The organism is Pseudomonas sp. PH1b (assembly GCF_000633395.1).
In the GTDB taxonomy this organism is placed as follows: domain Bacteria; phylum Pseudomonadota; class Gammaproteobacteria; order Pseudomonadales; family Pseudomonadaceae; genus Aquipseudomonas.
In genome coordinates this window covers 23,791-36,584 of the sequence record NZ_AYMU01000003.1, presented here as the reverse complement: position 1 = coordinate 36,584, position 12,794 = coordinate 23,791, and the positions used below count along the sequence as shown (strand labels likewise).

Annotated in this window: 15 protein-coding genes; 6 read left to right on the top strand and 9 right to left on the bottom strand. The window is 62.1% G+C overall.

The window, feature by feature from the left end:
• The first annotated feature begins 30 nt into the window (after positions 1 to 30).
• The gene (locus U873_RS0105730) at positions 31 to 948 is read left to right on the top strand and encodes a LysR family transcriptional regulator (protein ID WP_025127324.1); all 918 of its coding nucleotides are present in this window, start codon (positions 31 to 33) and stop codon (positions 946 to 948) included.
• A 135-nt stretch (positions 949 to 1,083) separates the two neighbouring features.
• Complete coding sequence (locus U873_RS0105725) at positions 1,084 to 1,701, top strand: trans-aconitate 2-methyltransferase (protein WP_025127323.1); 618 nt, start codon at positions 1,084 to 1,086, stop codon at positions 1,699 to 1,701.
• Here the strand turns inward: U873_RS0105725 and U873_RS0105720 are convergent.
• From U873_RS0105720 to U873_RS0105685, 7 genes are all read right to left on the bottom strand, one after another.
• On the bottom strand, positions 1,695 to 2,651 hold the full coding sequence (locus U873_RS0105720) for a hypothetical protein (RefSeq protein WP_025127322.1): 957 nt from the start codon (positions 2,649 to 2,651) through the stop codon (positions 1,695 to 1,697). The genes U873_RS0105725 and U873_RS0105720 overlap by 7 nt on opposite strands.
• Entirely contained in the window at positions 2,638 to 4,263 is a 1,626-nt protein-coding gene (locus tag U873_RS0105715) for a hypothetical protein (protein ID WP_157838064.1), read from the bottom strand. The genes U873_RS0105720 and U873_RS0105715 overlap by 14 nt, the downstream gene beginning before the upstream one ends.
• Positions 4,264 to 4,493: 230 nt before the next feature.
• Positions 4,494 to 4,973 carry a copper chaperone PCu(A)C gene (locus U873_RS0105705; protein ID WP_025127320.1) on the bottom strand — a complete coding sequence of 160 codons (480 nt, stop codon included), beginning with the start codon at positions 4,971 to 4,973 and terminating at the stop codon, positions 4,494 to 4,496.
• Positions 4,973 to 5,578: an SCO family protein gene (locus tag U873_RS0105700; protein WP_025127319.1), complete on the bottom strand. Its 606-nt coding sequence runs from the start codon at positions 5,576 to 5,578 to the stop codon at positions 4,973 to 4,975. The genes U873_RS0105705 and U873_RS0105700 overlap by 1 nt, the downstream gene beginning before the upstream one ends.
• Positions 5,579 to 5,943: 365 nt before the next feature.
• Positions 5,944 to 6,360, bottom strand: a complete 417-nt coding sequence (locus U873_RS0105695) for an NUDIX domain-containing protein (RefSeq protein ID WP_025127318.1) — start codon at positions 6,358 to 6,360, stop codon at positions 5,944 to 5,946.
• A 178-nt stretch (positions 6,361 to 6,538) separates the two neighbouring features.
• Complete coding sequence (locus tag U873_RS0105690; protein WP_029978168.1) at positions 6,539 to 7,177, bottom strand: LysE family translocator; 639 nt, start codon at positions 7,175 to 7,177, stop codon at positions 6,539 to 6,541.
• Positions 7,178 to 7,259: 82 nt separating this feature from the next.
• On the bottom strand, positions 7,260 to 8,069 hold the full coding sequence (locus U873_RS0105685) for an AraC family transcriptional regulator (protein ID WP_025127316.1): 810 nt from the start codon (positions 8,067 to 8,069) through the stop codon (positions 7,260 to 7,262).
• A gap of 397 nt (positions 8,070 to 8,466) precedes the next feature.
• Between U873_RS0105685 and U873_RS35050 the strand changes: the two genes are divergently transcribed.
• Positions 8,467 to 8,970 (top strand): hypothetical protein, encoded by a 504-nt coding sequence (locus U873_RS35050; RefSeq protein ID WP_081818613.1) that lies wholly within the window; start codon positions 8,467 to 8,469, stop codon positions 8,968 to 8,970.
• 68 nt (positions 8,971 to 9,038) lie between these two features.
• Here U873_RS35050 and U873_RS0105675 read toward each other — a convergent pair whose 3' ends face one another.
• On the bottom strand, positions 9,039 to 9,686 hold the full coding sequence (locus U873_RS0105675) for an XRE family transcriptional regulator (RefSeq protein ID WP_025127314.1): 648 nt from the start codon (positions 9,684 to 9,686) through the stop codon (positions 9,039 to 9,041).
• Entirely contained in the window at positions 9,683 to 9,844 is a 162-nt protein-coding gene (locus U873_RS36895) for a hypothetical protein (RefSeq protein ID WP_177330243.1), read from the bottom strand. The genes U873_RS0105675 and U873_RS36895 overlap by 4 nt, the downstream gene beginning before the upstream one ends.
• A 332-nt stretch (positions 9,845 to 10,176) precedes the next feature.
• Between U873_RS36895 and praB the strand changes: the two genes are divergently transcribed.
• From praB to U873_RS0105655, 3 genes are all read left to right on the top strand, one after another.
• On the top strand, positions 10,177 to 10,668 hold the full coding sequence (gene praB, locus U873_RS0105665; RefSeq protein WP_025127313.1) for an alkane oxidation protein activator PraB: 492 nt from the start codon (positions 10,177 to 10,179) through the stop codon (positions 10,666 to 10,668).
• 200 nt (positions 10,669 to 10,868) lie between these two features.
• Positions 10,869 to 11,816 (top strand): ABC transporter substrate-binding protein, encoded by a 948-nt coding sequence (locus U873_RS0105660; RefSeq protein ID WP_025127312.1) that lies wholly within the window; start codon positions 10,869 to 10,871, stop codon positions 11,814 to 11,816.
• A 139-nt stretch (positions 11,817 to 11,955) separates the two neighbouring features.
• Entirely contained in the window at positions 11,956 to 12,789 is an 834-nt protein-coding gene (locus tag U873_RS0105655) for an enoyl-CoA hydratase/isomerase family protein (RefSeq protein ID WP_025127311.1), read from the top strand.
• Positions 12,790 to 12,794: the final 5 nt, after the last annotated feature.

The following is a 12,794-nucleotide window of genomic DNA, read 5'->3' as shown; positions in this document are numbered from 1 at the left end:
GCTGCGGGTCGAGACTGCGAGGGCGCAACCATGAACTCACCGCATGAATGGTCAGGGCTCAGCCGCCTGGACCTGAACCTGTTCCGGGTCTTCGAGGTGGTGTACCAGGAGCGCAACCTGACCCGCGCCGCCTCGGTGCTGCACCTCAGCCAATCGGCCATCAGCCACGCTTTGGCGCGCCTGCGCACGCAGCTGGATGATCCGCTGTTCGTTCGCGAAGGCTACGGTGTCGCGCCCACACCCCTGGCCAAGCAACTGGCGCCGGGTATCCAGGATGCCCTCAGCGGCCTGCGCCGCAGCCTCAACCCGACCCAGGCCTTCGACCCCCAGCGTGATCGAAGGCGCTTTACCCTGAACATGCCGGAGCAACTGGAGCCGGTGATCCTGCCGTTGATCTTGGGGCACCTGAGCCGTGTGGCCCCGCACCTGGAGGTGCGCAGCACCAGCGTGCATTGGGCCGACCTGAAGCTGGAGATGATTGCCGGGCGCATTGACCTGGCCATCGAACTGTCACGCCTGACCGACCCGCAGCTGCAACAGCAATTGCTGCTGCAGGATTCCTTCTGCGTGATGGCCGGCCCCGGCTTTCGTGGTGAACTGACGGTGGAGCGCTACCTGGCGGCCGAGCATGTGGCGGTGACCTCCCGGCGCCGCGGCATCTGCGTCGAAGACCTGGCCCTGGGGCACCTGGGGGTGGTGCGGCGCATCCGCCAGCACTGCCAGCATTTCCTCACCGCCGCGCAACTGGTGGCCCAGGGCGACTGGCTCCTGACCCTGACCCGCAACAATGCACGGCTGATCAATGCCGGCCTGGGCAATCGCATTCTCGACATGCCCCTGACCCTGCCGCAGGTGTGCCTGAACCTGTACTGGAGCAAGCAGGTGCAGAACGAGTCGGCCAACCGCTGGCTGCGCGGGCAGTTGCTGGAGCTGGCGGGGCTCAGTTGAAGCGGTGTTTTATCAAGTGGATCAAGCAACACCGGGAACCGCCGTTTCGCGGCCCGACGGCACCACCCACTTCGCCTTGCCCAGTGCAGCTGTGCTGTAATCCGCAGCCACCGAACAGCACAAGGAAGCCTGTGGATGCACGAATCCGCTCATCACATCGTCGATCTGTATCAGCGTCATGCCCAGGCCTGGGACCGGGCGCGGCAGGCCAGCACCCAGGCCTTTCACAGTGAACAAGCCTGGTTCGAGCGCTTTCGCCAGGTCATGGGCTCGGGCCGGCAGGTACTGGACCTGGGCTGCGGAGGCGGCGAGCCGGTAGCGCGCTATCTCATCGAACATGAATGCACGGTCACCGGCGTCGACAGCTCCGCCGCCTTGCTGGAGCAGTGCCGCCGGCGCTTTCCCCAGCAGCAATGGATCCACGCCGACATGCGCAGCCTGGCCCTGGACCAGGACTTTGCCGGCATCCTCGCCTGGAACAGCCTGTTCCACCTGAGCCCGGACGATCAGCGCGCCATGTTTGCCGTGTTCGAACGCCACGCCGGCCCGGGCTGCGCCCTGATGTTCACCAGCGGCCCGGCGGCAGGGGAGGCCATCGGCGAGTTCGAGGGCGAGCCCCTGTACCACGCCAGCCTGGACCCGGGGGAATACTGCACCTTGCTCGATACCCATGGTTTCGAGGTGGTGCAGCAGGTCAGTGAAGACCCGGAGTGTTGTGGGCTGACGGTGTGGTTGGCGCGGGGGATTTACTGAGGTTCAGAGAGCGCACCGAGATTTTTCGCGATGTCCAGCAGGCAGATGCCCAGAGCGCGCTGTTCAGCCTCGTGCGGAGCGAAACCGAGGATGAACAGCGGCCGTATTATCAATGGTTCAATGTGCTTGTCACTGTCATCCAGGGTCTGGATGCGCCCGAGCATGTCCTGTACCTCAGGCAGGTACCATTGGTAACGCTCCGAGAGGTGAAAGAAATCGGCAAACTCCTTCCAGGCGCCATGACCGGTGACACTCAATGCATATTCTTCATCCGTGATGCCGGAAGTCGTCAGTGCAGAGGCCGTTACCTTGAACGTCATGTTTCGAGCCGAGTCATCGAACGGGTGCGGAATCGTCTGTTCGGGGTCCTTGGCGCCCTTGATCGTTGTGGAGTTGCAGCGGTCACAACAGGGGATGAGGTTGTATAGGGAAACCGCCAGGTACGGGTAGATCGATTTGGGCAGGAAATGATCCAGAGGTGGGCGCAACTCCAGCGCTGCTGAGCTTCGTGTGTCGCGCATGTGGTAGTTGATATGGTTCATGTGGCAGTAAGGGCAGATCCGCAGCAAGTGCTTGCCCACCAGCTTGTAGGCGTTCCAGCCGTCATCCTTTTTGTCGAACAGAGCGTAGTTGAACACGGTGTTGAGCTGATTGATCAGACGCTCCATTGGCGACGTGGGTCGGCGCTTCTTGCCCCGAGGACGATTGCGCAGGTACTTGGATAGATCTGGCATCACGGCCTCGACCTGATCAATCACCTGCCGGAGCTCCTGCACATCGCCGACAAGAATTTCCTTGCGCAGGCGCTTCAACGTCGCGTGCAGTTTTGCGGTGTCTTTCGGGTAGCCGGTGAATGACTTCCACAAGTTGAGTTGGTGATCGAAACGTTCTCCCAGGGTTGCCAAGTGCAGGTCTTCGACCTCGCCAGGGAAGGGCTTAAACTTGAGCATCTGATTGCCTCCCCAACACCACCAGTTGCTCCATGACGTGGGATTTCAACGGCTCACTGGCCAGGGTTCGGGTGATGTCCAGCGCCCTGACGAGTTGCTGGGCATCAAGCCTGTTGAGCTTGAGCAGCCCGGACAATTCGTCCAGTCGCTGGGCGTTGTAGCGACCGGTGAAACTCTCGACCTTGAATACCTTCTCCAGGGTCTGCTTGGCGGTGTAGCCGAACGCATTCCCCAGTTGCTTGCGGTCCATGTCGAAGAGGCGGCCGGCGGGAGTGTCCGCGACCACAATCAACGAGTGGGTTGCAATGAACAGATGGGTGCGCTCGGCAACGCCCTCGAACCGCTGAATGAACTCCAGCAGATCCTGGAGATACAGGCGCTGCCATTTCGGGTGCATGAACATCTCGCCGTCATCCAGGCACAACAGCATGCTGCTGGTTTCAGGCTGGCGCTCGAACTCACCGATGGCTTTGGCCATCGAACAGTAGAGGAACATCAGGCTGGCCCGACCGGAGCTCAACTCTTTGAAGGAGAGCTCAAGCAGGCCAAGCGCCGCGACTTTGTAAAGCACGCCTTCATGCAGGCGAATATGCTCACCGATCTGCTGATCCAGGTATTGCAGGCTGGCACTGCGGTGCCATTGAAGAAGACCACCAAAGAGTTTTTCGGTCGCCTCCAGGGACTGCTTTGCCTCAACTAACAGCTCGTCCAGCAAGGGGACGTTGGACAGCAGCTCGATTTGCTCGAGGTTGAAGCTCAGTTGATCATCCAGCCAGGGTTGGTTTGCCTGGATCATCTGGAGCAATGCGTCTATCAACTCATGACGTTGCTGTTCGTCAAATCTGTCGACGGCGCTCAACAGCGTAAAGGACAGGATGAACTTGGTTTTCGCCGAAGCGGTTCTGTCCAATTCTTGAATGTAGGTTTTAAGCTCGGGCAGCAGATTGCTGTAGGTCCGAGTGCCGCGCCTGCCATAGGTTCTGAGCATTTCCACCAGTGAGACCGGTTTGACCTTCATTTCCACCTGGGTCCTGGAAACAAAATCGGCGTGTCCCTTGAGGTAGGGATAAGCGCTGAATGCTGCAATCGGGTCCGATTGCTGGGCTTGCTCCGGATTGGCGCTGAGGTCCATGACTCCCCGCGCCTTCAAGCGATTGCGCCTGGCTCTTTCATAAGGTGAGGTGGTGTAGAAGGCGGTGAAAAAATCAGGCACCGCGCAGCTTTCGGGTTCATCCAGCCAATCACCGGCTTCAAGTTCAACGCCTTGCAGCGAGGTGCCTCTGGCCAGGTGCAGGCCGGCCTGGTCTTCCCAAAGCACACTGATGGGTGAATCGTGACTCCAGCCTGCCAGGCCATCGCACAAGGCAAGCAGCAGCGCGGTCTTGCCACTGCCATTGTCGCCAAAAAGCGTAGTGAATGACGCAAGGCTCAGTTCGGCAGGTGCTGCCGGCTCGGACCGCCGTGCAATCTGCAGGCGGTAAGAGGGCATGGCGGTTATCGGTGAGTTTTTCCTGACAGCCACCTTGTAGTCATCAGTGAGCGGGAGCGCCGCCGGCTGTCCTGGCTTGGCGGTGAAAAAAAGCACATGAATCACTGTCCGCTTTCGCGACATATCGAATCCTTGATGGTTGTTGCCCAGGTCATGGCGTACCCGCCGGTGGATCTGATCAGCACGGCGGAGAAATGGCTTTTAGCCATGTTTTTTGCGGATGGCCGGTAGAGTGACACAGGGATAGGTGCAGGGAAATAGCCCGCCGCGGTTGGCGAGCGGCAAAAAAAAACCACGCGAGCGATGGCCGGCGTGGCTGCTTGAACGGCCCGGGGGCCAATGTTTCAGGTGACTCAGTGCATCATCATGCTGTGATCCGGCGCATTCAGTGCCCGGGCTTCGGCTTCGACCTTGAGGGTTTCCTTCTCGCCCTTGGCGTTTTCCACGGTCAGGGTCAGCGGCACTTTGTCGCCGGCGTTGATCTGGCCGGTCAGCTCCATGAGCATCACGTGGTAGCCGTGGCTGTCCAGGCTGACTTTCTGCCCGGCCGGCAGGGCCACGGCGTCCACTTGCTGCATGCTCATCACGTCGTTGTGCATGCTCGACTGGTGGATCTGCACGTTCTTGGCCACCGGCGACTGCACGTCAACCAGCTTGCTGTCGCTGCTGGCGGTGAGGTCCATGAAGGCGCCGCTGGCGTGCTGGCCAGGAACCGTGGCGCGAACCCAGGCATTGTCCACCTGGGTGGCGGCGCCGGCAGTGCCGGCCAGGCCCAGCAGGGAAACCAGCAGCAAAGCTCGCTTGATACGGGATGGGCGTTGTTGCGAATTCATTAACAAACCTCCATGACGGTGAGCAGGTCTTCGGCGCACTCTTTAGCGGTGAGGGACTGCGAAAGGCCCAGGCGCAAGGTACCCCGGGAGTCGAAGACAAAACTGGTGGCAGTGTGCGACAGGGTGTAGGTCGAGCCGCTGGGGATCTTCTCGTAGAACACGCCAAATTCCTTGGCGGTGGCCGCGGTCTGTTCGAGGGTGCCGTAGAGCGCCTCGAAACTCGGGTCGAAGGCCTTGACGTAGGCGTCCAGCACTTGCGGCGTATCGCGTTCGGGGTCCAGGGTGATGAACACCACTTTCAGGCGGTCGCCGTCACGCCCCATCAGCTTCTTGGCCTGGGCCGCACGGGCCAGGGTGGTGGGACACACGGCCGGGCATTGGGTGAAGCCGAAGAAGATCATCGGCATCAGGCCGCGGTAGCTGGACAGCGACTTGGTTTCGCCCTGGGAATCGGTGAGCTTGAAGGTGCGGCCGAGAATCTGATTGCTCAGGTCCTTGCCGTATTTGAAGGACAGTCGGGGACTGTTGTCGCAACCGGCCAGCAGGCCCAGGCCGAGCAGGCCGGCACTGGTGAGCAGCGTACGGCGAGTCAGTAGAACACTCATGAAATAACGCCCTTTGAACAGCCAGACAGGCAAAAAACCCGCGCATGGTAGCAAACAGACGAAGGCCGTGGCGGGCTAATTAGACCAATGCCTGCGGCCATCGGTCGCAGGTGAGGGGCCCTGGCGCTGCGTTGTCGACTTGGCTTCCAGGGCGACAGTGAGCTGGCTTCGACGCTGTGCAGCAGGTCGTCGAATGATCACCAGCCAGGGGCGGTGAGCAGCGCTGCGCGGCAGCAGGCAATAGGCGAGGGTGGAGCCATCTGGCCGTTGCAGTTGCTGCGCCACAGGCGCCGCCACCGGGACCTCGGTCCGGGTCAGGGGCGCGACGATCAGCAGTCAGCCCGCTGCCCGGCGCCATGGGTGCTTCATGTCTCCAACGCGGCGATCTGCACCAGTGCCCGCACGGCAACGCGGGTGGCCTGGGTCAGGGGTTGCGGCAGGCGGTCCAGTTCGAACCAGGCCATGTCACTGTGTTTGTCCGGTTCGCAATTGCGTGCCGGCATCGCCGGGGCAGACGCCAGGTACACCGGGGATACCCAGTGCTGCTGGCCCTCGGGATCGATCTGGTCCACCACGCACAGCAGCCTGACGCCGTCCAGGGTTAACCCCAGTTCTTCGAGGATTTCCCGGCGCATGGCCTGTTCCACCGGTTCCAGCCAGTCGACCTTGCCACCGGGCAGTCCCCAGCAACCGGCTTCCGGATCCCGCAGGCGCTTGACCAGCAGTAGGTGACCGTCGCGGACGATCGCGGCGCCGCATCCCAGGCGGGGCTGTTGTGGCATGGCGCTACTCCTGTGGGTTGGGCAGAGGGGGGAGGCCCGTGGTGCTGCCCGGCAGTTGCTGTGGGGTTCGCACAATATCGACTGTCGAGGATGACAACCGCGTGTTGCTTTGTTGTTTATTTGTAACTTTGAAGGTGCAGGGCGGCCGCTGACTCGGCCCGCCGATTGGCTCCCCGGCTCAATGGCGAAACAGGGTGGCGCTGATCACTGCCAGTGCCAGGAGGATCAGGATCACCCCGGTGATGCTTTCCAGCCAGGGCAGGGCCTTAGAGAAGCGTTCCCGGACCCGGCCATTGCCGATGGCCAGGGCCACCAACAGATCCCACAGCAGCACCACGCTGAACATCCACACGCCATAGGCCAGCTTCCAGGCACCGCTGGTGTCGGTGCCCACTAGGGACGCCAGGCTGACATAGAATAGGGCATTCTTCGGGTTGAGCAGGCCCGACAGCAGGCCCATGCCCAGGCCGCGCCACCAGGTGGCCCGGTTCAGCGCCCGGGTGTCGCCCTGGGTGTCCACCGCCGCCAGAGAGCTGGCACCGGCGTAGCGGATGAACAGCCAGCCCAGGTACAGCAGGTAGCCACAACCGGCCAGCTGGATCACCAGGAACAGTGAGCTGTCGGGACGCAACACCGACACCCCGCCGAAGGCCAGGACAATGAACAGGCCGTTGGCCAGGGCGATGCCCAGGCAGGCACCGGTGGCGGGTTTCCAGCCGGTGGCCATGGACAGGCGCGCCACCAGGAAAAAGTCCGGGCCGGGGGAGAGCAGGGCGAGAAAATGCGCAGCGGCGACCAGCAAAAACTGTTGAATCATGGGGGCAGGCTTCCAGGGACCTTGAGGGGTTGGCAGTCTGCTGGGAGCCGGGATCGAGGTATTGAAGAAAATTGCGCGGCGCTCAGCGCTTGTACAAACCCGGGGTGACCCCGACATGGGCCTTGAACACTCGCTGGAAATGCGCCTGGTCGGCAAAGCCCAGGCGCTGGGCCAGGGCCGCCGGGGGCTCGCCGGCCTGCAGCGAGGCCCGGGCCTGGATAATGCGCTGGTTCAGCTGGTAGGCGTGGGGCGTCATCCCGGTGGCAGCGCGAAAGGCCCGGATCAGCTGGTAACGGCTGATGCCGGCCAGCGCCGCCAGGTGTTCCAGAGGCTGGGCCTGTTGCGCATCCTGCTGCAGGAACAGCATGACCCGACGTACCCCGACGCTGGCCCGGGCCGGATCGGCGGCCAGGGCAATCACCGGCTGCTCGTGGATTGGAAAGTCGCCAATGAACTCGATCAGCGCGGCTTCCTTGTCCTGCCAGCTGGCAGTGGAAAACAGCAGGTCGTTGAGCTGGCAAAAGCGCTGGTACAGCTCGCCATCGTGGCTCAATAACACTTGGCCCAGCAGTAATTGCACCTGCTGCTGGGCTTCTTCACGCACGCCTACGACCCAGCAGGGGTCCAGGTGCAGCATCTGGTAGCTCCAGGCGCTGTCGGGCAGGGGATTGCAGGCATGGGCGCAATGGGCCGGGACGAATACCACGCTGCCGGCCCGGATCAGGGTTGCCCCCTCGGCGGCGCCACTGAACAGGCTGACGCCACGATCCACGGCGCCGATGGAGACTGTCGGGTGGCTGTGGGCCTTGTAGTTGGCGCGGCTGTCACAGGCCCGGCGGCTTTCGACGTAAGGCAGGTTCGGGTCACGCCAGAATTGCGCTGAAGGAGTCATTGCAGTTCCGCAGAAAGGGGGAAGCGGGCGGCTAGGCTAACAGGCCGGATCGGGCCGGGGCCAGCCTGGGTTGCGGGGGCGGTTCCGCGGCGGGGTGGCGCCCCGGGGGCCAGGCCGGGGGAAAGATCGGGCGTGGTTAGATCGTTTATTTCTCTGGGTTATGTAGATAGCTGTTTTACGCATATCCACAGCAGGGCCAGTGACGCTGCAGAGCCCGTTCCCTCCGCTATGCATGAGCAATCGCTGCAGCAACGGAAATCACCGGCTGCGCCACGCTGGAACGTATGTCGCGACAGCCGTCGCCGCTGCCGGACCGGCCTCTTGCCGCCCCGGCGGCGATCCTTAGAATCCGCCCCATTCGCTTCATCCAACTATCGATACTTCAGGGAACAAGATCATGATGAACGCCATGCAGATGCCAATGAACACCACCATGCCGATGATGCCGATGATGGGCATGCCGATGATGATGGCGACCATGAGCTGCGAAATGCAGGAAGACGGCATGCAGTGCAAGATGATGCCGGCCGCGGGCATGGACATGGCGATGTTCAAGAACAGCGCTGAAATGCTGCAGATGATGATGAACTGCGGCATGCCGATGATGATGCACTGCGGCAACATGAGCATGCTGTGCATGTCCCAGGCGGCGATGGCCATGCCGATGATGAACATGATGATGCCGATGCCGATGATGGGCATGCCGATGCCCTCGATGAAGTGCGTGATGGAATGCACCCTGATGGCCGACGGCATGCTGTGCAAGCTGATGCCCATGGCCGGCATGAACATGGACATGATGCAGAACTGCTGCACCCTGATGATGAAGATGATGAACGATTGCAGCATGCCGATGATGATGAGCTGCAATGGCATGCCGATGATGTGCTGCACCTGCTAGGTTCTGCAGGAACGCCAAAGCCCGGCGGGGATCACTCCCTTGCCGGGCTTTTTTTTTGGCCTGGCGGCTCAGTCCAGGCGTTCGGGGTGGGTCACCACCAGATAGGCCACGGCTTCGCTGTCCGCCGGGTTGCGATAGCGGTGGGGCTGGTCGGCGTAGAACAGGATCGAGTCCCCCGGAGACAGCAGATAGCGCTCTTCGTTGACGCTGATCTCCAGCACCCCCTGGGCCACCACCAGGTTCTCCTGGACGCCAGGGCCATGGCCTTCGGACTGGTCCTCACCGAGGGCCGCAATGCGCAACTCGTAGAATTCCGATTGGCGCGCCACGTCGAAGGGAAACAGTGCGCGGCTGACGAAGGCGCCATTGGCACTCACCAGACGCTTGCTCTGGCTCGCCCTGAGCAGCGCCACACCCTCGAAGGCCCGGTGTTCGAGAAAGGCCGCCACCGAAACCTTCAGGCCCTTGGCGATCTTGCACAGTACCTTGATCGACGGCACGCTGCGCCCGGACTCGATCTGCGCCAGCATCGCCCGGCTCACGCCGCACTGGCGGGCCAGGGCATCCAGGGACAGGTGGCGCTTGCCCCGCAGGCGCAGCAGGTTCTGCGCAACCCGCTGGCTGATGGGGTCCTGGTCCTGGGTGTGCAGGGGCGCAAGATCCAGCAGCGGCGGGGCATCACCGGCGAGAAAGCGCGAGGGGTCTTGAGCGTTCACCCGTGGCGGGTCTCGTCGCCGTGCCGGGCCTGAACCCATTGCATGGCCTGGCAGGCGGCGTTGCGCGCGTAGAGTTCCCACATAAGTCGTGCCCGTTGCTGAGCCTGTTTGCGTTTGCGGTAGCTGGCCAGGTCGATGAGGTTGTCAGTCGGCTGCATGGTGGGCACTCACTGTGATGACGAGGAGTCGGATGAGTTGAGAGTACGTGGATTTTCATATAGCCATAAATAATCAATATTCATTTATTAATTCTTTCTAGATCTATAAAGGCCCGATATCGACGTGGCCCGATCGATAATTCAAAAATATTTTTGAATGTGTATTTTGAATTTCCTCGAAATGTGCTGCTATCGCGTACCTCCTGGCTGCCCGTGCGCAGCGGTAATAGCTCTGAAATTTGGCTGGAAAGGGATGTCCTGCCGTTTCTCGTGACTTCTCGATCACGGCCATTACCCGGCGATCTGCATCGCCCTACCTGCGAGGAACAACAATGAAAAACCTGAATCGCCTGTTTGCTGCCAGTGCGCTGATACTGGCGTGCGCCGCGGCATCGCCCGCAGTGGCTGAGCCGCACTTCACTCCCGTGGTGAACTTCCAGGGGCATGGCACCATTCGTTTGCAAACCCCTGCCACCTTCCAGCAGACGATCGTCTGCAACGTCACTATCGACGGCTCGGTCAATCCGGTGAACAGCGCCAAGATCACTGCGGCGAGGTTCGCGGGGAGCTCGCCCTTTTGCTCGTTGCTGGTGGCCAAGAACCTTTCCTGGCCGATGTACATGGACAGCCAGCTCAGCGGCGGCATTTCGGAGATGGGGCTGGCCCTTACCGGGACCTCCGCGAACTGCGGAATCAGTACCATCCGTATCCTATGGAACAACAGCACCTCCAGCCTGAACGCTTCCAATCAGCCGCTGGGGGGCTATTGCAAGCTCATTTCCCTGGATGTGCAGATCTCGCCGCAGTTGATGGTGGTGTATTGATCCGCGGTCGCGGCTAGCAAGGTTGCAACCAGCCCCGGGGCCCAGGGTCCCGGGGTTCCCGACGCCACCTGCGGCCGGCTGCAGGCCGGGACGAGTTCATGGCTCTCTTAGCTTATGCAAAAAGAGAATTTCAAGGCGGCCTCTCAAGACCGTTATGGTCTATATGACTCTCCTGAACCCTGTCCAAGGAATCGCCCCCCATGAACCTCTCACGACGCCTGCGCGAATTACTCGCCAGTGCCTTGCTGCTCGCTCCCCTGGCCCAGGCCGCCGAGCCCCTGGTGTTGAATGTCGGCGACCAGAACTACTACAACATCCGCGCCTCGGTGGAGGCCTCCGGGGCACTTGAAGGTGCGCCCTACAAGGTCGAGTGGAAGCACTTCCAGGCAGCGGCGCCCCTGGCCGAGGCCCTGAATACCGGCGCGCTGGACCTGGGCTTTCTCGGCGACTCGGGCTTTCTGTTCCTGGCGGCCAAGCAGGCGCCCGTGAAGCTGATCGGTGTGTCCCGGCAGAACCCGGACACCATTGCACTGCTGGTGCCCAAGGATTCACCGGTACACAGCATCGCCGACCTCAAGGGCAAGAAAGTCGCCTATTGGCCCGGGGCCTGGAGCCAGCAACTGACCCTGCGCGCCCTGGAACAGGCCGGCCTGCCGGAAACCCATGTGCAGTTCGTCAAGCTGATGCCCATCGACGCCGCTGCGGCCTTGCCCCAGGGCGGTATCGATGCGTTCCCGGTGTGGGAACCCTACATTTCCCAGCAGATTGTGTTCTCCGGTGCGCGCCCGATCATCACCGCGCGCAACCTGATGCCCGGTCTCAGTGCGGTGGCGGCATCCACTGCGGCCGTCGACAACAAGCACGCCGCCATAGCCGACTTTCTCGTGCGCCTGAAACAGGCCCGGCAGTGGGTCGACAACCACACCGACGAGTACGCCGATCTGTGGGCCAGGAAAGCCAACCTCGACCAGAGCGTCTCCCGCCACTGGTTGCGCCAGGCCCACCTGACCCTGGGCCCGGTGGACCCGCAAGCAGCCTCGGACCTGCAAGGCACCGCGGACTTCCTGTTCAAGGTCAAGGCCTTGCCGGCGCCCTTGGCCACCGCGCCGTTGATTGATCATTCGTTCCAGCAGGCCCTGGCGGATTGAGTCCCGGCCCCGCACCTGACGGAGGGGACCGGCGCCGGCAAACCGGCGGTTGCAAGTGGGCGGAGTAGGGCAGCCAAGGCTGCCTATACTGCAATCCGGGTTTCGCTCAAGCGTGCCACGACCTGCAACAGGAGCTGCCATGAACTTCAAGGAAATCGCCTACGAGCAGCATGGACCCATAGTGGTCATCCGCTTCAATCGCCCCGAGCAGCGCAACTGCATCGGCCCTGTGACCCACCGTGAACTGATCGACGCCTGGACGTGTTTTCGCGACGACGACACGGCCCTGGTGGCGATCATTACCGGCACCGGTGATCGGGCCTTCTGTGCCGGCGGCGACCTCAAGGCCGCCGCACAGCTGGTGCCCTCGAACGCCGAGGAAATGGCCGCCCATGATCGCGGCGAGCGCCCCGGGATCATCGGCCCCAGCCGCTGGACCGATATCTACAAACCGGTGATCGCCGCGATCAACGGCGTGGCCTATGCCGGTGGCCTGGAGTGGGCCTGTTTTGCCGATCTGCGCATCGCCGAGGAGCATGCTTCGTTCGGTGTAACCTGCCGCCGTTGGAACATCGGCCTGGCGGACGGCGGCACCCAGCGCCTGCCACGGATTGTCGGCATGGGCCGGGCCATGGAGCTGATTCTGACGGGCAAGGTGATCGATGCCCAAGAGGCGTACCGCATCGGTCTGGTCAACGAAATAGTGCCCAGCGGGCGTTCGCTGAAGCGGGCGATGGAGCTGGCCACCGTCCTGGCCGGCCTGCCGCAACCGGCCATGCGCTCAGATAAGGAAGCCACGATTCGAGGTTACGGGCTCCCCCTTACCGAGGGCTTGAAGATCGAAGCCCAGTGCTTCAATCGATCGGTGCATCAGCCCGAGACCCAGGAAGGTTTACGCCAGTTCATCGAGCGTGACCATCCCGATCGCTCGGCCCGACAGCCATCCAGGACACCGGGAATTGTCAGGGACTGATTGCC

Bases quoted from the DNA above. Each gene is read 5' to 3' on its own strand.
- U873_RS0105730 (WP_025127324.1), top strand. From the start codon at position 31: ATGAACTCACCGCATGAATGGTCAGGGCTCAGCCGCCTGGACCTGAAC.
- U873_RS0105685 (WP_025127316.1), bottom strand. From the start codon at position 8,069: ATGACTCCTTCAGCGCAATTCTGGCGTGACCCGAACCTGCCTTACGTC.
- U873_RS0105720 (WP_025127322.1), bottom strand. From the start codon at position 2,651: ATGCTCAAGTTTAAGCCCTTCCCTGGCGAGGTCGAAGACCTGCACTTG.
- U873_RS35050 (WP_081818613.1), top strand. From the start codon at position 8,467: ATGATGAACGCCATGCAGATGCCAATGAACACCACCATGCCGATGATG.
- U873_RS0105715 (WP_157838064.1), bottom strand. From the start codon at position 4,263: ATGTCGCGAAAGCGGACAGTGATTCATGTGCTTTTTTTCACCGCCAAG.
- U873_RS0105700 (WP_025127319.1), bottom strand. From the start codon at position 5,578: ATGAGTGTTCTACTGACTCGCCGTACGCTGCTCACCAGTGCCGGCCTG.
- U873_RS0105695 (WP_025127318.1), bottom strand. From the start codon at position 6,360: ATGCCACAACAGCCCCGCCTGGGATGCGGCGCCGCGATCGTCCGCGAC.
- U873_RS0105725 (WP_025127323.1), top strand. From the start codon at position 1,084: ATGCACGAATCCGCTCATCACATCGTCGATCTGTATCAGCGTCATGCC.
- U873_RS0105705 (WP_025127320.1), bottom strand. From the start codon at position 4,973: ATGAATTCGCAACAACGCCCATCCCGTATCAAGCGAGCTTTGCTGCTG.
- praB (WP_025127313.1), top strand. From the start codon at position 10,177: ATGAAAAACCTGAATCGCCTGTTTGCTGCCAGTGCGCTGATACTGGCG.
- U873_RS0105690 (WP_029978168.1), bottom strand. From the start codon at position 7,177: ATGATTCAACAGTTTTTGCTGGTCGCCGCTGCGCATTTTCTCGCCCTG.
- U873_RS0105660 (WP_025127312.1), top strand. From the start codon at position 10,869: ATGAACCTCTCACGACGCCTGCGCGAATTACTCGCCAGTGCCTTGCTG.
- U873_RS36895 (WP_177330243.1), bottom strand. From the start codon at position 9,844: ATGCAGCCGACTGACAACCTCATCGACCTGGCCAGCTACCGCAAACGC.
- U873_RS0105655 (WP_025127311.1), top strand. From the start codon at position 11,956: ATGAACTTCAAGGAAATCGCCTACGAGCAGCATGGACCCATAGTGGTC.